The organism is Syntrophales bacterium (assembly GCA_023229765.1).
In the GTDB taxonomy this organism is placed as follows: domain Bacteria; phylum Desulfobacterota; class Syntrophia; order Syntrophales; family UBA5619; genus DYTH01.
In genome coordinates this window covers 109,623-126,554 of sequence record JALNYO010000001.1, presented here as the reverse complement: position 1 = coordinate 126,554, position 16,932 = coordinate 109,623, and the positions used below count along the sequence as shown (strand labels likewise).

Annotated in this window: 17 protein-coding genes; all 17 read right to left on the bottom strand. The window is 52.4% G+C overall.

What is annotated here, in order from left to right:
* Positions 1 to 8 precede the first annotated feature (8 nt).
* A complete protein-coding gene (locus M0P74_00565) occupies positions 9 to 1,220 on the bottom strand; it encodes a pyridoxal phosphate-dependent aminotransferase (protein ID MCK9362087.1) in 1,212 nt (403 codons plus the stop codon).
* A gap of 2 nt (positions 1,221 to 1,222) precedes the next feature.
* The gene (coaD, locus tag M0P74_00560; protein MCK9362086.1) at positions 1,223 to 1,705 is read right to left on the bottom strand and encodes a pantetheine-phosphate adenylyltransferase; all 483 of its coding nucleotides are present in this window, start codon (positions 1,703 to 1,705) and stop codon (positions 1,223 to 1,225) included.
* A gap of 64 nt (positions 1,706 to 1,769) precedes the next feature.
* Positions 1,770 to 2,363: a 16S rRNA (guanine(966)-N(2))-methyltransferase RsmD gene (gene rsmD / locus M0P74_00555; protein MCK9362085.1), complete on the bottom strand. Its 594-nt coding sequence runs from the start codon at positions 2,361 to 2,363 to the stop codon at positions 1,770 to 1,772.
* Positions 2,360 to 3,376, bottom strand: a complete 1,017-nt coding sequence (locus tag M0P74_00550; GenBank protein MCK9362084.1) for an aspartate-semialdehyde dehydrogenase — start codon at positions 3,374 to 3,376, stop codon at positions 2,360 to 2,362. The genes rsmD and M0P74_00550 overlap by 4 nt, the downstream gene beginning before the upstream one ends.
* 116 nt (positions 3,377 to 3,492) lie before the next feature.
* Positions 3,493 to 4,278, bottom strand: coding sequence for a CDP-diacylglycerol--serine O-phosphatidyltransferase (gene pssA / locus M0P74_00545; GenBank protein ID MCK9362083.1), 786 nt, complete (start codon positions 4,276 to 4,278; stop codon positions 3,493 to 3,495).
* Positions 4,275 to 4,928, bottom strand: a complete 654-nt coding sequence (locus tag M0P74_00540) for a phosphatidylserine decarboxylase family protein (GenBank protein MCK9362082.1) — start codon at positions 4,926 to 4,928, stop codon at positions 4,275 to 4,277. Before M0P74_00540 ends, pssA begins: the two co-directional genes overlap by 4 nt.
* A gap of 266 nt (positions 4,929 to 5,194) precedes the next feature.
* Positions 5,195 to 5,887, bottom strand: a complete 693-nt coding sequence (tsaB, locus tag M0P74_00535; GenBank protein ID MCK9362081.1) for a tRNA (adenosine(37)-N6)-threonylcarbamoyltransferase complex dimerization subunit type 1 TsaB — start codon at positions 5,885 to 5,887, stop codon at positions 5,195 to 5,197.
* A 1-nt stretch (position 5,888) separates the two neighbouring features.
* On the bottom strand, positions 5,889 to 6,989 hold the full coding sequence (rseP, locus tag M0P74_00530) for an RIP metalloprotease RseP (protein ID MCK9362080.1): 1,101 nt from the start codon (positions 6,987 to 6,989) through the stop codon (positions 5,889 to 5,891).
* Positions 6,986 to 8,146 (bottom strand): 1-deoxy-D-xylulose-5-phosphate reductoisomerase, encoded by a 1,161-nt coding sequence (locus M0P74_00525; GenBank protein MCK9362079.1) that lies wholly within the window; start codon positions 8,144 to 8,146, stop codon positions 6,986 to 6,988. Before M0P74_00525 ends, rseP begins: the two co-directional genes overlap by 4 nt.
* Positions 8,143 to 8,991: a phosphatidate cytidylyltransferase gene (locus M0P74_00520; GenBank protein MCK9362078.1), complete on the bottom strand. Its 849-nt coding sequence runs from the start codon at positions 8,989 to 8,991 to the stop codon at positions 8,143 to 8,145. The genes M0P74_00525 and M0P74_00520 overlap by 4 nt, the downstream gene beginning before the upstream one ends.
* Positions 8,991 to 9,728, bottom strand: a complete 738-nt coding sequence (locus M0P74_00515) for an isoprenyl transferase (protein ID MCK9362077.1) — start codon at positions 9,726 to 9,728, stop codon at positions 8,991 to 8,993. The genes M0P74_00520 and M0P74_00515 overlap by 1 nt, the downstream gene beginning before the upstream one ends.
* A gap of 126 nt (positions 9,729 to 9,854) precedes the next feature.
* Positions 9,855 to 10,412, bottom strand: a complete 558-nt coding sequence (gene frr, locus M0P74_00510) for a ribosome recycling factor (GenBank protein MCK9362076.1) — start codon at positions 10,410 to 10,412, stop codon at positions 9,855 to 9,857.
* Between the two features lie 4 nt (positions 10,413 to 10,416).
* Positions 10,417 to 11,133: a UMP kinase gene (gene pyrH, locus M0P74_00505; GenBank protein ID MCK9362075.1), complete on the bottom strand. Its 717-nt coding sequence runs from the start codon at positions 11,131 to 11,133 to the stop codon at positions 10,417 to 10,419.
* Between the two features lie 10 nt (positions 11,134 to 11,143).
* Positions 11,144 to 11,743, bottom strand: coding sequence for a translation elongation factor Ts (gene tsf / locus M0P74_00500; GenBank protein MCK9362074.1), 600 nt, complete (start codon positions 11,741 to 11,743; stop codon positions 11,144 to 11,146).
* A 135-nt stretch (positions 11,744 to 11,878) separates the two neighbouring features.
* Complete coding sequence (gene rpsB, locus M0P74_00495; protein MCK9362073.1) at positions 11,879 to 12,721, bottom strand: 30S ribosomal protein S2; 843 nt, start codon at positions 12,719 to 12,721, stop codon at positions 11,879 to 11,881.
* A gap of 186 nt (positions 12,722 to 12,907) precedes the next feature.
* A complete protein-coding gene (argJ, locus tag M0P74_00490) occupies positions 12,908 to 14,215 on the bottom strand; it encodes a bifunctional glutamate N-acetyltransferase/amino-acid acetyltransferase ArgJ (protein ID MCK9362072.1) in 1,308 nt (435 codons plus the stop codon).
* Positions 14,157 to 16,682, bottom strand: coding sequence for a preprotein translocase subunit SecA (gene secA, locus M0P74_00485; protein MCK9362071.1), 2,526 nt, complete (start codon positions 16,680 to 16,682; stop codon positions 14,157 to 14,159). Before secA ends, argJ begins: the two co-directional genes overlap by 59 nt.
* Between the last annotated feature and the right edge of the window lie 250 nt (positions 16,683 to 16,932).

Below are 16,932 nucleotides of genomic sequence, written 5' to 3'. Positions count from 1 at the left end.
AGGTTAAGCTAACTCTTCAGCAGGGCCGCCCGCATTCTCTCAACCCCCATTTCAATCTTCGCAAGCGATGTGGCATAGGAGAGGCGCAGATGGTCGTCATGGCCAAAATCCACCCCTGGGACCAGGGCCACGTTCGCCTCTTCCAGCAGATAAGCCGCCATTTCCGATGAATTGCCGATGACCCTTCCCCCGAAAGATTTGCCGTAGAAAGACGAGACACGGGGAAACACATAAAAGGCGCCCTGCGGGTTCAGGCAGTCGATCCCCGGTATCTCGTTGAGCCTGCGGACAATAACGTCCCGGCGCTGCTGGAATGCCCGACTCATCGCCAGCACCCCCTCCTGCGGACCATTGAGCGCTGCCACCGCCGCCTTCTGAGCTATCGAGGTCGGATTGGAGGTGTTCTGACTCTGGTATTTCGTAATCGCCGCAATTATCTCTTCGGGGCCGGCCGTGTAGCCAATGCGCCAGCCGGTCATCGCATAGCTCTTGGATACGCCATTGACGACAAGCGTATTGTTCTTAAGCTCTTCGCTGAACGATGCCAGCGAATAAAATCTGTTATCGTCGTAGATTATCTTTTCGTAGATGTCATCCGATATGATCATGACGCCCCTGGCAAGAAGTATCTCGGCAAGTTTCTCCAATTCCTGCCGGCTGTAACAGACCCCGGCGGGGTTTGACGGGCAGTTGATGATCATGGCCCGGGTGCGCGGCGTTATCGCCGCTTCCAGTTGCGCCGGCTGAAGCTTGAAGCCATCTTCAATGCTGGTTTTTATCACCACCGGTTTGGCCCCGGTCAGATAGACGATGTCGGTGTAGGAGACCCAATAGGGCGAGGGAATAAGCACCTCGTCGCCCTCCTCGAAGAGCACATGGGCAATGTTGAAAAGGGAGTGCTTGGCGCCGCAGGAGACGACAATCTGGGAACGCCCGTATCGCAACTGGCTGTCCCGCTCCAGCTTGGCGATGACCGCATCCTTGAGATCATCGATTCCCCCGACGGGCGTGTATTTGGTAAACCCCGCCTTTATCGAGGCAATGGCCGCTTCCTTGATGTTATCCGGCGTGTCAAAATCGGGCTCCCCCGCCCCGAAACTGATGATATCGCGTCCTGCCGCTTTCAGGGCGTTGGCCTTTGCCTGAATCTCCAACGTCGGCGAGGGCTTGATCAGCCCAATCCTTTTTGCCAGTTTATGCAAAGCTACGTTCTTTTCCATACCTATACTCCTTTGTTTGAATATTTCTCTATCAGCTTCCTGTTCACTATATCCGGGACCAGCCCCTCGACGGAACCGCCCATACTGGCCGCCTCATTAATAATTGTTGAGCTGGTGTAGAACCACTGGTACCCGGTCATAAGAAATAACGTCTCGATATCGCGGTTCAGCCGACGGTTCATCAGGGCAAGCTGAAACTCGTATTCAAAATCGGAAAGAGCCCGGAGCCCACGAATAATAACGTCCGCGCCCATTTCCTTTAGATAATCGACCAGCAGTCCGTCAAAACTGTCCACACGGATATTTTTGCAGTCCTGGGTGACCTCCCGGATCATCTCCAGGCGCTCCTCCAGGGAAAAGTGCGTTTTCTTTGTCGGATTATGCGCTATCAAAACAGTCAATTCATCAAACATATGCAGGCTGCGCCTGATAATATCGACATGGCCATTGGTAATAGGATCAAAAGAGCCTGGATATACAGCCATTTTTTTCACAGCTACTCCCCCTCGCGTTTTTTATGCCATTAAGGATTAACCAACCGCGCCGCCATCAGTCCCCTGCTTGCGCTCCTTGTCCGCCCTCCCCGCCGGAATCTTCTTTTCGGAAAAAAGATAAAACTGTCTCCCCATATTGTCTCTTGTCGGTCAAAAACAGCGAGACGGCCTTCAGCTCCCCGGTTTTTTCTCTTGCGGAATGCTGCAGGACCAAAACGCCAGCGGGAGCCATCAACTCCCCATTCTCCAGAAAATGCATGGTTTCAACAGCCTGACCTTCGTTATAGGGAGGATCTGCAAAAATTATGTCAAATCTTTTCCCACTGCGACGGAGAATATCCAGCGCCTTATGCACAGGGGCGGAAATCACATTGGCCCGGCCTGTAAATCCGAACCCGCTGATCCTTTCCTTCAGAGCGTCGGCAACCTTTAAATCCTTTTCCACAAAGACGGCATGAGCAGCGCCGCGGCTCAGCGCCTCTATGCCGACAATCCCGCTGCCTGCAAATAAATCCAGGAATGATGTTTCCGCTACTGTAGAGAGTATATTAAAAAGCGATTCCCTGACGCGATCGGTTGTAGGCCGGACATGCCCCCCCGCCGGAATGCGGATCAGCCTTCCCTTCGCCTCCCCTCCGCTTATTCTCATAGATACTTGCTGCTCAAAATCTCGGCGATCTGGACGGCGTTCAGGGCGGCGCCTTTTCTTATATTATCCGACACAACCCAGAGATTTATTCCATTGGGAATGGACTCGTCTTCCCGTATTCTGCCGACAAACGTTTCATCCCTGCCGGCGGCGTCAATTGCCAGCGGATACTCGTTGAAGCCCGGGTTATCGACAACCACAACGCCCGGCGCCCCGGAAAGCAGTTCGCGGACCTGTTCGGCCGTGAGCTTTTTTTCTGTTTCAATATTTACCGCCTCAGAATGGCTGTAAAAAACGGGAACCCGCACGGCTGTGGCGGTTACCCTGATCGATTGATCGTTAAATATCTTCTTGGTCTCATTGACCATTTTCATCTCTTCTTTCGTGTAGCCGTTTTCCAGAAAGACGTCGATATGCGGCAGACAGTTGAAGGCTATCCGGTGCGGATATACCTTGACAACTGGGTCATTGAAGCTCAAGAGCGCCTGCGTCTGCAGAGAAAGTTCCTCGATTGCCCTCTTGCCCGTTCCCGAAACAGCCTGGTAGGTCGAAACCACGATCCTTTTTATCCGCGCCGCGTCGTGAATCGGTTTCAGTGCTACAACCATCTGTATCGTGGAACAGTTGGGGTTGGCGATAATTCCGCGGTTCTTGTACAGGGCGATCGCCTCGGGATTAACCTCTGGGACGACCAGCGGAATCTCCGGGACCATTCGGAAGGCGCTTGTATTGTCGATAACCACACAACCGGCGGCAGCGGCAAGCGGGGCAAACTTTTCGCTGATACTCCCCCCGGCGGAAAAAAGCCCTATCTCAATTCCCCTGAAGGAGTTTTCCGTCAGCACCTCAACCGGTATGGATTTGCCATGAAAGGTGAGTTCCTTGCCCAGCGATCGGTCCGAGGCAAGAAGCGTCAATTCCTTAACAGGAAAGTTGCGCTGTTCCAAAACCTTGATCATCTCGTTGCCGACTGCTCCCGTTGCCCCGACAACCGCCACATTGTAGCTTCTCATTTAAACGCTCCTTGATTTGTAATTTTGTAATTTTTTTAAGCACGCCCCGCAGCACCGCTAAACGACATACAAGAACTCAAACCCGAAAACTTATATCTTTATCCATCTTTTTCATATTAAACGGGGAGGTCGTGAGATTGAGCCTGCTTCTCCACCTCAACATTCTCCTGCTTTCGCCTGAGAAGTTTCAGCAAAGCCCATACCGGGCCGGTTAGACTGTAACCAAAGGCGAACGTAAAGAGCATAATCTGCGGCTCCGCGGCAATGATAACGAGGATTAAGACAATCAACACAAAACACATAAAAGGCTTGCGGGAAAAATAATTAAGGTCCTTGAAACTGTAATATTTTATGCTGCTTACCATAAAAATCGATGTCGCGGCCACACCAATCATGATCGGTAAACTCGGGTAGCGCCCTTCTCCTCCCAGATAATAAAAAAGCAGTATGAACGTAGCCAACACCGCCGCGCCGCCGGGAATCGGCAAGCCATTGAAGACCCGACTGTTGATAATCCCCACCTGCACATTGAACCTGGCCAGCCGCAGAGCGCCGCAGACAACGAACAGAAAAGCCACCAGCCAGCCCCATTTTCCGAAAGAAAACAAGGACCAGTTGTAAATCATGAGCGCCGGCGCCACGCCGAAACTCACAAGGTCGCATAAAGAGTCATATTCGCCGCCGAACCGGCTGGTCGTATGGGTCATGCGCGCGATCCGGCCATCCAGGCTGTCCAGAACTACGGCAACCAGAATAGCAATAGCCGCAACTTCATACATACCCTTCATGGCAGCAATTACTGAATAAAAACCGCAAAACAGGTTGGCCGTCGTGAAGAGGTTGGGAAGCACATAAACGACCAGATTCCTTCTATTCTCCTCGTGTTGTCTGTTATTTTTCATGTCAATTCTCCTATGGGCGTTTCCCCGGCCCTGACCTTGTCGCCAATATTGACGAGAACGGCAGAACTCAAAGGCATGAAAACCTCGAGCCGTGAACCGAAACGGATCATTCCGAACCGTTTCCCCTTTTGAGCAGTATCATGTTCCCTGATCCACCAGACGATTCGTCTGGCAATAAGACCGGCAATCTGGATCGTTACGATCTCGCGGCCGTCGGCCATTCTGATGACAACTGTATTTCTTTCATTTGCTTCCGATGCCTTATCCAGGTTGGCGGAAAGGAACTTCCCCGGCCTGTAACTTATCGTCCGGATTTCTCCCGAACAGGGGAACCTGTTGACATGGACATTGAAAACGTTCATGAAGATGCTTACTTTACGCATGATTTGCCCCGGGATCTCCCCGCTTTGGACCTCCTCAATCTTTATTACCAGGCCATCGGCCGGAGAAATGATCAACCCCTCTTTTTCAGGGGTTTCCCTCTCCGGATTACGAAAAAACCAGGTTATGAAAAAGGCAAGACAGAAGAAAAACAGGGAAACAAACCGGAAACCGGCCCAATAGATCAGAATGGCAGCAAGAAATGAAGCAAAGACAAAGGGGAGCCCTTCCCCGATTATGTAACTGCTGTGCTGATCCTCTTTAGACAATTACTGCCTCCCTTTATAAACCCCATACCCGCAACGGGAATATGGAAGGATGTAACTCCTCCCTATCCTCTCCCGCTGAGAGGAAGGGACAGCGGCAGGACATTTTTAAATAAAAGATAACGGAATAAAGGCCTTTGAAAAGCCTCCCCCCACCAAAAACAGCCCCGCAGGAAGAATAACCCATCGAGGCGTTAAACTATATCAGTTTTGAAGCTATGTCAATCCCGGATTTAAGGGAAGGCGCGCAGTTTTCCATGCAAAATTTTTCAGAGGCCTTTTTTTTGTTCAGCTTCGGATAAGCGCAGATAAGTCGGCAGCAGCGACAGCGCATCCTCCACCACGCCATCGCGCTTATAGCGGCCAATTGCGGCAATCCCCAATGACGCGGCATTGGGGTTGTTAATCTTCGCAAACTTGCTGATGTTTGCCGCGGGGAACTCTGCGCGGATATTGTCCCGATACCGGAGGGCCCCCTCGCCAATAAAATCTATATCTTCCCGGGGCAGATTCTTCAGAACTGTTTCCAGATCGCCGAGGTAATCGGCAACTACGGATTGGAGCAACCCGTCCTCGCCGATGCGGTAAAGACCGGCATAAACCTGGTTTTTCCGGGCATCCAGCAAGGGGCATATCAGTCGTTTAGAAAAGTTGATGTTCATGGCCAGCGCTTCGAGGGTGGAAACGCCAACTATCGGTCGTCCGGTGGCAAGAGCCAGCCCCTTGACAGTGGCGATCCCGATGCGCACGCCGGTAAAGGAACCCGGCCCTGTGGTGCAGGCGAAAAGATCGACATTTTTGATTGTCAACCCTGCTAGCGCCAAAAGGCTCTCTAAGGCCGGAAGCACAACCTCGGAATGATGACTCCTTGCATCCAGATATACCTCGCCTGTCACCTCTTCATCCGCCAAGAGGGCCGCGCTTGCCGCTTTTGTCGCGCACTCGATTGCCAGAGTAATCATCTTAACCGGTAATTTTTCTGATGAAATCGCTTATGAATCTGATGTCAAGCCTCTCTATATCCATCAGAAAGACAAAAATCATCAGCAGAATAAGCAGCGTAAAACCGACCTGCTGGGCCATTTCCCGCCAGCGCTGCTTTACCTCTTTGCCGGTTATAAGTTCGATTGTCATAAAAAAGAGATGACCTCCATCCAGCACCGGAATCGGCAGCAGATTCAATATCCCCAGATTGATGCTCAGCAGGGCCATAAAAAGCAGAAATGCGGCAACCCCCTGTTTTGCCTGAGCTCCGGCAATCTGCGCAATGAAGATCGGCCCGCCCATGGTCTTGGGAGAAACTACCCCTTCAAACATCTTGACAATGCTCAAAACAGTCAGCTTGCTGATTCGTCCAGTCTGCTTCAGGCCTTCGACAAAGGCCAGGGCTGGGTTCAGTCTCTCAATTTGGGTGCTCGCTGCCGGCGATATCCCTATTTTGTAGGATTCAACTGCTTCCCCAAAGATATTGCTGGCCTTCATCCGTTTCGGAGTAATGGGAATCTTCAGCAGGGCTGAGCCTCTCTGGACGGCCACAAGCAGGGTCTTCCCGTTGCTTTTGGTAACAATGACAGCAATATCATCCCATTTTTTCACAGCCCTCTGATCAATTGCGGTTATCTTATCGCCTACCTGCATCCCTGCTTCAAATGCGGCGGAATCAGGCTGGATGGTCCCCACTTCCGACGTCAGCGCCGGCATGCCATATATGTTGACGACGGTGAAGATCAAAACGGCCAGAAGCAGGTTGAAAATCGGCCCCGCCGCCACAATAGCAATTCGCTTCCAGACTTTCTGCACTGCAAAGGATCTTTTTTCTTCCTCGGGCGACAATTCCTCGCCCTGCTCCTCCCCGAGAAGTTTTACATAGCCGCCGAGCGGAATAAGGGAGAGCATATATTCGGTCTCCCCAACTTTCCTGCCGATCAGGCGAGGGCCAAAGCCCAGGGAAAATTTCAACACCCCAACCCCCGACCATTTTGCAACTAAAAAGTGGCCAAATTCGTGGATGAAGATCAGCGCACCCAACAGAACTACTACCGATACAATACTTGTTCCAATCACTTTGTCATTCCTTTAATAATATTTAAGGCCTCAACTCTGGCCCACCGGTCAGCTTCCAGAATCTCCGCCAAGGACGGTTCCTCCTTCCGCTCATGCCTGGCAAGAACCATTTCCACAACACGACTTATACCATAAAAGCCGACCTGCTCTTCCAGAAAAGCCGTTACCGCAATCTCATTGGCCGCGTTGAGAACGGCCGGCAGCGTCCCTCCGGCTTCTGCCGCCCGGAAAGAAAGCCCAAGCGCCGGGAATCGCTCGAAATCGGGCTTTAAAAAGGTGAGCCCGCCGGCCGCGGCAAGGTCAAGACGGCCTCCGTACCGGTTCAGACGCTGCGGATAGGACAGGGCGTACGCAATCGGGATCCTCATATCCGGAATCCCCAACTGGGCAATCACGCTTCCATCGCAATATTCAACCAGCGAATGGACGATGCTTTGCGGGTGAACCAGCACGTCGATTTTCGTTGCCGCAAGCCCGAAGAGCCAGCTTGCCTCGATGACCTCGAGCCCCTTGTTCATCATCGTCGCCGAATCGATGGAGATCTTCCTCCCCATCTTCCAGTTGGGATGCTTCAGCGCCTGCCATGGGGTGACGGCTTCCAGCTCTTTCCGGGTTGCGTGGAGGAATGGCCCCCCCGACGCCGTCAGGATTATCCGCCGCACCGAGCGGGGATCGTTTCCCTGCAGACACTGAAAAATGGCGCTGTGTTCGCTGTCAACCGGGATAATTCTGACCCCCTTGACAGCAGCCTTGCCCAGTACAAGCCCCCCCGCCATAACCAGCGTTTCCTTGTTGGCCAAAGCGACATCCTTACCGGCGTCAATTGCGTCCAGCGTGGGGATTAGACCGGCAGCGCCGACAATCGCGGAGACAACGATATCTGCCTCCGAAAAAGACGCTGCCTCACGGTAGCCTTCCACCCCTGATAAAATGGCAGTGCGGGAATTATTTAAAATGTTTTTTAATTCCACCGCATGTTCTTCGTCAATAACTACCGCCAACCGCGGCCGGAAGCGTTCGATCTGCTCCTTCAGCAAATTGATATTGCGCCCCCCCGCCAAGGCCGAAACTGCAAACTCCGCCGGATGGGAAGCGACCACATCCAGCGTGCTCACCCCGATCGAGCCCGTAGCGCCGAGAAGCGAAATATTCTTCACTTTATAATGAACTCCTTGTAATAAAATACGAACGGGGCAATGAACAGCAGGCAATCCAGACGATCGAGAATCCCTCCGTGCCCGGGAAGCAGGGCGCTCGAATCCTTGATCCCGGCCTCGCGTTTCAAGGCTGATTCGGTAAGATCCCCCAGTTGGCCGATCACTCCACCGGTCAAACCAAGAAAGACCGCATGCCAGAGCGACAGAGAGGGGAAAAAATATTTCATAAAAACAATGCTGCCGATAGTGCTGCCGACAATCAGGCCAACGGTACCGGCAACGGTCTTGCCGGGGCTAACCTCGATAAGGAGCTTTCGTTTTCCGAGCGATCGCCCGACATAATAGGCGGCAACGTCACCGGCAAAGGCAACAACGAGGACATAAAAAACCCATAATTCGCCGGCAGGCAGCGCGCGGATCAAAAGCAAGTGCGAAAGCAACAGGGGAATGTACATTATTCCCAGAACGGCGCGGGCGGGGCAATTCATCTCCAGCCTGCCCTTTTTAGTCTGAAGCAGGTTTAAAACAAACACAGCTATGACCGAAAGGGCGGCAAGAGCCAAAAGCAGTTCCCTGTCCCCCCCCCAGGCTGCCAGCGGAAATAACAGGGCACAGGCGGTTGTAACGATCTTTTCGACAGAAAACCCGCGACTGAAAGCCATCCGGTTGTATTCAAACATCCCCGCAAGCGCGGCGGCTATAATTAAAACGGCAAAGGCAGTCATCCCGCCCCAGGCAATCGTCCAGAACAGAACCGGAACGGCAATCAGGGCGGTTATCCATCTTTTGGCGTGTGACAACATATTTCCCTTTTTATCGGTTATCAGCGGCAGTTTTTCCGCCATCACCGTTTCTCTAACTGCTCGCTTATACGGCCAAAACGCCGTTCCCTTTTCTGGAATTCGGCAATGGCCTCCAGCAGTTCCGGCTCGCGAAAATCGGGCCACAGAACATTGGAAAAATAGAACTCCGTGTATGCCGCCTGAAACAGCAGAAAGTTGCTGATGCGATGCTCTCCCCCGGTGCGAATCAGCAGGTCAGGATCAGGAAGCTCACTTGTATAGAGATAACGTTGGAAGAGCTGCTCGGTTACCTCCTCCGGCCTGAACTTCCCCGCCAGACCTTCATTAAGCATTCTTCTTGCCGCCATTGCAATTTCTTCACGGCCGCCGTAACTCAACGCCAGATTAAGGACCATCCCGCCGTTTCCGGCGGTTTTCTCCATTGTCTCCCGGAGTTTTTCGAGAACCCCTTTATCGAGGGAATCGATGCGGCCAATCGCCATGAGACGAATATCCTGCTCCATCATCTCCTCGGCTTCGCCCTCCAGATACTCCTCAAGGAGCTTCATCAGGGCACTAACCTCCTCTTGCGGACGAAACCAGTTTTCCATGGAAAATGCGTACAGCGTCAGGAATTTGATCCCAATCCGGCGGCAGGTCTTCACCGCGACACGGACGGACTCGGCCCCTTTTCGGTGCCCCAGAACCCTTCCCAGCGCGTGGCTTTTCGCCCAGCGACCATTTCCGTCCATGATAATCGCGATATGCTGCGGCAGCTTCCCCGAATCAATACTGCTCATTATCCACCTGATGCTAATTGTCAAAACAGAATTGAACTTTTTAATTCAACCCTGTTTGTCTATATGTCGCCAAATAAAACGGGGAGCCGGCAGGCTCCCCAGTAAAGGTTTTACTGAAGAATCAGCCTATATCTCCATGATCTCTTTTTCTTTTACGGCCAGGAGCTTGTCTGTTTGCGCTATGTAGCCATCGGTAATCTTCTGCACTTCCTCCTGGATGGCAAATTGCTCGTCTTCTGAGATGGCGCTGTCTTTTTTCAGCTTTTTAATCTCCTCATTGGCATCCCGCCGCAAGTTGCGCTGCTTGATCTTGCACTCCTCTGCCGCCTTGCGGACAACCTTGACCAGCTCCTTGCGTCTCTCCTCGGTCAGGACAGGAATCGCCAGACGGATAAGCTTGCCGTCATTGCTCGGCATCAGCCCCAAATCCGATTTTTGAATCGCCTTTTCTATGGCTCCCAGAACGGAACTGTCCCAGGGAGAAATAAGGATCATCCGGCTTTCCGGCGTGGAAAGAGAAGCCAACTGATTAAGAGGCGTCACCGTGCCGTAGTATTCAACGCGAATTCCATCCAGCAGCGACAATGACGCCCTGCCCGTCCTTACCTTGCTGAAGGACTTCTCCAAAGACTGGATCATCTTGCCCATATTTTCGTGAAGTTCCCCAAAAATTTCTTCTTTCATAGCCCTAACCTCCGACAATTGTGCCCACCGTCTGACCACAGATCACTTTTTTGATGTTGCCTGGTTTCTGCAGGTTGAAAACATTCAGCGGCAATTTGTTGGCCCGGCAAAGGGAGATGGCGGTTGCATCCATTACTTTAAGATCTTTTGTCAACACATCGGTATAGCTTATTTTCTTATACATGACCGCGTCCGGGTTTTTTACCGGATCGCAGTCATAAATGCCATCTACCTTCGTGGCCTTCATGATGATATCAGCCTTTATTTCCACCGCCCGCAGCACCGCCGCCGTGTCGGTCGTGAAATAGGGGTTTCCGGTCCCGGCGGCAAAAATGACCACCCGCCCCTTTTCGAGATGACGCATGGCGCGTCTCTGGATGAACGGTTCGGCGACGGCCCTCATCTCAATGGCCGTCTGCACGCGGGTAATGACGTCCGCATGTTCGAGGGCGCTTTGCAGGGCGAGGCCGTTGATAACGGTGGCAAGCATCCCCATATAGTCCGCCGTGGTTCTGTCCAGCCCCTTGGCGCTTTCCGACATGCCGCGAAAAATGTTGCCGCCCCCAATGACAATGCCCAACTGCACGCCAAGGGCCACAACATCTCGTATTTCAGCGGCCAGGGCGTCAACAACACCAGGGTCTATGCCGGCGGAAAGCTTACCCATGAAGGTCTCGCCGCTCAGTTTAAGCAAAACCCTTTTGTAAACAGCCTGTTCCATAGTCTTCCTATTACAGTTCTTCACCTAACTGGAACCTTGAAAATCTTCGGATCACAATATTTTCTCCGGTCTTGGCAATCATGTTGTTGACCAGGGTTTCAACCGAAACATCGGTATTCTTTATGAACTTCTGATTGAGCAGGCAAACCTCTTCATAGTACTTTTTCAGTTTGCCCTCCATGATTTTTTCCCACATTTTCTCGGGCTTTTTCTCTGCGGCAAGCTGGCTGCGGTAAATATCCTTTTCCCGTTCCAATGCCTCCGCGGGTATCTCCTCCGAGCGTATGTAGCGGGGATTGGAAGCCGCGATGTGCATTGCAATGTCCCTCGCCAAGGTTTGGAAGTCATCGGTCTTCGCGACAAAGTCTGTCTCGCAGTTAAGTTCCACCATAACCCCTATCTTGCCCCCCATGTGGATGTACGAGGCTACCATTCCATCCTTCGCCGCCTTGGAAGAACGCTTCGTTGCGGCAGACATCCCTTTTTTACGAAGAAAATCAATGGCCTTTTCAAAATCTCCATTCTCCGCAGTCAACGCCTGTTTGCAATCCATCATCCCGGCGCCTGTCTTTACCCGGAGTTCCTTCACCATCGCTGATGTTATTTCCACTTTATCCTCCTTGCTTACGGTTGACGGTTTACGGTTTCCGGTTGACGGTTTCCGGGTTCCGGTTTGCATTGAATTGAAGACCTCAATATTTGCCGGCGGTTAACCGTCAACTGTTAACCGTCAACCGTTAACTATTTACCGGGCGGCTTCCAGGTCCCCGGCGCCCTTTTCCTGCGCCTCCAAACCCTTGCTTTCCACTGTTTCAGGAACATCGTTCTCATCTTTTATGTAAGTGACTATAGGTCCATCCGCCGCGACCCTTTCCTTGTCGCTTTGGGCCTGCAGCCGCTCCTCAAAACGTTTTTTGCCTTCTATGACGGCATCGGCCATCTTGGCGGAAAACAGTTTAATCGCCCTTATCGCATCGTCGTTCCCGGGGATTATGTAATCGATCAGATCAGGATCGCAGTTGGTATCGACCATCGCCACAATCGGTATCTTCAGTTTTCTCGCCTCGGTCACGGCGATATCCTCCCGCTTGGGATCAACAATAAACAGGCATTTGGGCAATTTTTTCAGCTTCCTGATCCCGCCTAAAACCTTGATCAGCTTATCCCTGTCCTTTTGCATGCCGAGGATTTCCTTTTTTGGAAAAGCCTTGATGCTGTCATCCTCGAACATCTGATCAAGTTCGTTCAAACGATCAATGCTCTTTTTGATCGTTACAAAATTGGTCAGCATGCCGCCCAGCCAGCGCTGATTGACGCATGGCATCTCGCACCTCGCGGCTTCATCCTGGATCGATTCCTGCGCCTGCTTTTTGGTGCCGACAAAGAGCAGCTCCCCACCTTCGGCAACAGTCTCCACAACAAACTTGTACGCCGTCTGAAAAAGCCCGACCGTCTGCTGCAGATCAATGATGTAGATCCCGTTTCTCGCGCCGAAAATGTACGTTTTCATTTTGGGATTCCATTTGTTGGTCTGATGACCGAAATGAACCCCCGCCTCAAGCAACAACTTCATTGAAATACTCGCCACTGTAAAATCCTCCTCAATTTGTTTTTTCCCTCCACCACCATCATCTTGGCGGGAACCTTTACTTTAATAAAGGCAACGCCCGACAATCCGGGGGTGTGCGAATTTGCGCGGCTGATAACATAAAGATTAAAAATAAGCAAGGTGAAATAAGCTGTCGGCTTTCGTCTGACAGATGACCGCTTGCAGTTAAGTATGGTAATGCGCGTTGATTTTTACGTAGTCGAAGGAAAGATCGGATGTGCAAACCCGCCACGATTTTTTGCCCATCCCCAGCGAGATACCGATTTTTATTTCCGGCCTTTTCATGATTTCCGCTATTTCATCTTCCCTTCCTGACACTCCTGTGCCTTCTGCAAAAAGTGGGACATCCTCCAGGAACAACTTCACCTGCTCAACGGGCAAATCTACGCCAACCGCTCCCGCCGCGGAGATAATCCGCCCCCAGTTTGGGTCCTCTCCAAAAAATGCCGTCTTCACCAGATTGGAATTGGCAATGGCGTAGGCGACCTTCTCGGCATCTTTCTGCGTAAGCGCCTCGGTTACTTTTATCTCAATCATCTTTGTGGCGCCCTCGCCATCCCGTACCAAACCTTTGGCAAGCTCCAGCATCAAATCCGCAAGCATCTCCCCGAAGAGCGCGGCCGAGTGCAACCCCTTTTTGAAGGGCCTGTTGCCCGCCACTCCATTGGCCATAATGACGGCGGTGTCATTGGTGCTCATACAGCCGTCAACCGTCACAGCGTTAAAAGTGCCTGCTGCTGCGCGGTGAAACAGGGCATCAAGTGCGTCCTTTTCTATTGCCGCATCGGTCATGACAAAGGCCAGCATCGTCGCCATATTGGGCTGGATCATCCCGGCCCCTTTGGCTATCCCGCAGAGGGAAATCTCACACCCTCCTATCGTGCCGCGGCGAAAGGCAATTTTGGGAAACCGGTCTGTCGTCATGATTCCCGCCTCCGCGTCCGCAATGCCATTTTCATTAAGACCGGCCACCAAGTCCTTAATTCCGCCCACGATCTTCCCTACGGGCAAGCGGCGTCCAATGACGCCGGTGGAGGCAACAAAAATCTTTTCTTCATCAATGGCAAGTTCTGCGGCGAGAGCCCGGGAAACGGCCAGCGCATCGTCTATGCCCTCTTTGCCCGTTGCGGCATTGGCGACACCGCTGTTGATGACGATCGCCTGAATCTTCCCGGAGCGGATTCTCTCCATATCGACTTGCACCGGGGCAGCCTTGAAACAGTTCGTCGTAAAAACCGCGGACGTCGTTGCCGGTTGCCGCGAAAAAATCAGCGACAAATCCCGCTCGCCGTTTTCCTTGATGCCAACCGGGATTCCATTGGCAAGAAATCCCGGAACCTTGCATTCTTGCACCTTTTTCATAACAACCTCGTCACCAACCATCTGCCGTAACGCTGCCGGCGCCAGAGCCTCTTCAGCCCCTGCCACAGCAATTCTTGTATTTTTTGCCGCTTCCACATGGACACGGGTCATTGCGCCCGATTTTCGGCTTGCTTCTTTTGATGGGAGTGGCGGCCTGCGCTTCATCCTCGCCCCGGGAAAGCCTGTAGGTCCGGCGCTGTTTTTCCTCAATCCGCTCTACCTCTTCCTCGCGACGGACCTGCACCAGGCAGAGCTTCTCGACACTTTCATACTTGATCCGGCCGATCATCTCCATGAACATGTCGTATCCCTCTTTCTGATACTCCCGCACCGGATCCTTCTGGCCGTAGCCCCTGAGCCCTATCCCCTCTTTCAGGTGGTCCATCGCCAGCAGATGATCCTTCCACTGGGAATCAATCGCCTGCAGCATGATCACCCGCATCAGATAATCCATCAGGGACTCACCGAAATCGTTCTCCTTTTTTTTCAGATGTTCTTCGAGAGCCGTAACGAGCATCCCCTGCAGCGCCTCCGGCCCCGCTTCTCTGCCGGTTTCCGCCAAATTAAGCTTCAGCCCGAAACGGTGGAAGATTTCGTCGTCGAATCCTCCCAGATTCCACTCTTCCGGATGACGCTTTTCATCGATGTAAACCGGGGCCATCTCATCGGCGATCTCCCGGATCATCTGCTTGATGTCTTCCCGGAGCGTCCCGCCCTTGAGCACCCTTTTGCGCTGCTCGTAGATCACCTGGCGCTGTCGGTTCATCACGTCATCATATTCCAGCAAATGCTTACGGATATCAAAATTCTGTCCCTCGACACGTTTCTGGGCGTTTTCGATCGCCCTGGAAATGAGCTTGTGTTCGATAGGCTCCCCCTCTTCCATCCCTATCCTCTCCATAACGCCGGAGATCCTCTCGGCGCCGAAAATCCGGAGCAGATCATCCTCCAGAGACAAATAGAAACGCGAAGAACCCATGTCGCCCTGCCGTCCGGAACGTCCCCGGAGCTGATTGTCTATCCGGCGGCTTTCGTGTCTTTCCGTCCCCAGGATGTGAAGGCCGCCCAAGTCGGCGACTCCCTCGCCCAGCTTGATGTCGGTGCCTCTGCCCGCCATATTGGTCGAGATGGTTACCTGCCCCGGCTGCCCGGCCTGAGCGACGATTTCCGCCTCCCGCTCATGGTTCTTCGCGTTGAGAACATGGTGCTTGATGCCGGTACGGGTGAGGTACTTGCTGAGCAATTCCGATTTTTCAATGGAAATTGTCCCGACCAGAACGGGCCTTTTTGCTTCATGCAGATTCTTTATTTCTTCTATAACAGCATTAAACTTCTCTTTTTCCGTCTTGTATATAACATCGGAGAAATCCTCGCGGATCATCGGCATATTGGTCGGGATGACAAGAACCTCCAGATTATAAATCTTGCTGAACTCTTCCGCCTCGGTGTCCGCCGTTCCGGTCATGCCCGCCAATTTTTCATACATGCGGAAATAATTCTGAAAGGTAATAGACGCCATGGTCTGGTTTTCCTGCTCGATAGTTACATGTTCCTTGGCCTCGAGCGCTTGATGGAGTCCATCGCTGTATCTCCTGCCCGGCATTACCCGGCCGGTGAACTCATCGACTATGACAACCTTTCCGTCCTTTACCAGATAATCAACATCCCGTTTGAAAAGGGTGTGGGCGCGGAGCGCCTGGTTGACATGGTGCAGCAGGTCTATATTCCCGGGTTCGTAGAGATTCTCCACCTTGAGACTCTTCTCGACGCTGGCCACCCCCTCTTCCGTGAGCACGACCGTGCGGCTCTTTTCGTCAACGACATAATCCTTTTCCTTGCGCAGGCTGGGGATTATCCCGTTTACCCGCGCATATTTATCGGTAGATTCCTCCGAGGGCCCGGAGATGATCAGCGGCGTTCTCGCCTCATCGATCAGGATGCTGTCCACCTCGTCAACAATGGCGTAGTTAAAATCCCTCTGCACAAATTCCTCGATGTTGAACTTCATGTTGTCGCGCAGATAGTCGAAGCCGAACTCATTGTTTGTTCCGTACGTGATATCGGCATGATAAGCAGCGCGCCGCTCAGCGTCGTCCATTCCGTGGACGATTACGCCCACGTTCATTCCCAGAAAGTTGTAGATCGGCCCCATCCAGGCCGCATCCCGCTGGGCAAGGTAGTCGTTGACCGTAACCAGGTGAACCCCCTTGCCCGTCAAGGCGTTCAGGTAAATGGGCAGAGTCGCCGCCAGCGTCTTTCCCTCGCCGGTTTTCATCTCGGCAATCTTCCCCTCGTGCAGCGTCAGGCCCCCGATAATCTGGACATCAAAGGGCCGCATGCCGAGCGTCCGCCAGGAAGCCTCGCGCGCGACGGCAAAAGCCTCGACCATAATGTCTTCGAGCTCCGTCCCGCTTTCCAGCTTTTGTTTAAAATAGGGAGTCTTGGCTTTCAGCTCCTCATCGCTCAAGGCCTTGATCGACGGTTCGAGGCGGTTTACCTCATCCAGGATAAGCGAAAGCCGCTTTATCTCCCTTTCATTCTTGCTGCCGAAAATTTTTTTCAGAACCAGACCAAGCATAACATCCTTTCAAAAAAAAACCGACCCCAGCCCCGGTCAGTTGACTATTAAATTCATTTCTTTATAAAGCTCCATATTCCCGATAATCAGCCAGAATATCATCAGTTAACTGCCGGCTGAAGATACCATACTGCCCCTCAAAGTCAAGCGACTATTTTATTCCAGATTTATCTTGACTTTGCAATTACGGTTACGCTAATAAACGCATCCGCATATCAGTCGCATCAAAGATAATCTGAAAGGAGCGTCC

What these genes read in the sequence shown, in the direction of transcription:
- M0P74_00565 (MCK9362087.1), bottom strand. Translation starts at nt 1,220, where the DNA reads ATGGAAAAGAACGTAGCTTTGCATAAACTGGCAAAAAGGATTGGGCTG.
- coaD (MCK9362086.1), bottom strand. Translation starts at nt 1,705, where the DNA reads ATGGCTGTATATCCAGGCTCTTTTGATCCTATTACCAATGGCCATGTC.
- M0P74_00550 (MCK9362084.1), bottom strand. Translation starts at nt 3,376, where the DNA reads ATGAGAAGCTACAATGTGGCGGTTGTCGGGGCAACGGGAGCAGTCGGC.
- argJ (MCK9362072.1), bottom strand. Translation starts at nt 14,215, where the DNA reads ATGACCCGTGTCCATGTGGAAGCGGCAAAAAATACAAGAATTGCTGTG.
- pyrH (MCK9362075.1), bottom strand. Translation starts at nt 11,133, where the DNA reads ATGGAACAGGCTGTTTACAAAAGGGTTTTGCTTAAACTGAGCGGCGAG.
- tsaB (MCK9362081.1), bottom strand. Translation starts at nt 5,887, where the DNA reads ATGATTACTCTGGCAATCGAGTGCGCGACAAAAGCGGCAAGCGCGGCC.
- frr (MCK9362076.1), bottom strand. Translation starts at nt 10,412, where the DNA reads ATGAAAGAAGAAATTTTTGGGGAACTTCACGAAAATATGGGCAAGATG.
- M0P74_00520 (MCK9362078.1), bottom strand. Translation starts at nt 8,991, where the DNA reads ATGGCGGAAAAACTGCCGCTGATAACCGATAAAAAGGGAAATATGTTG.
- pssA (MCK9362083.1), bottom strand. Translation starts at nt 4,278, where the DNA reads ATGAAAAATAACAGACAACACGAGGAGAATAGAAGGAATCTGGTCGTT.
- rsmD (MCK9362085.1), bottom strand. Translation starts at nt 2,363, where the DNA reads ATGAGAATAAGCGGAGGGGAGGCGAAGGGAAGGCTGATCCGCATTCCG.
- M0P74_00515 (MCK9362077.1), bottom strand. Translation starts at nt 9,728, where the DNA reads ATGAGCAGTATTGATTCGGGGAAGCTGCCGCAGCATATCGCGATTATC.
- secA (MCK9362071.1), bottom strand. Translation starts at nt 16,682, where the DNA reads ATGCTTGGTCTGGTTCTGAAAAAAATTTTCGGCAGCAAGAATGAAAGG.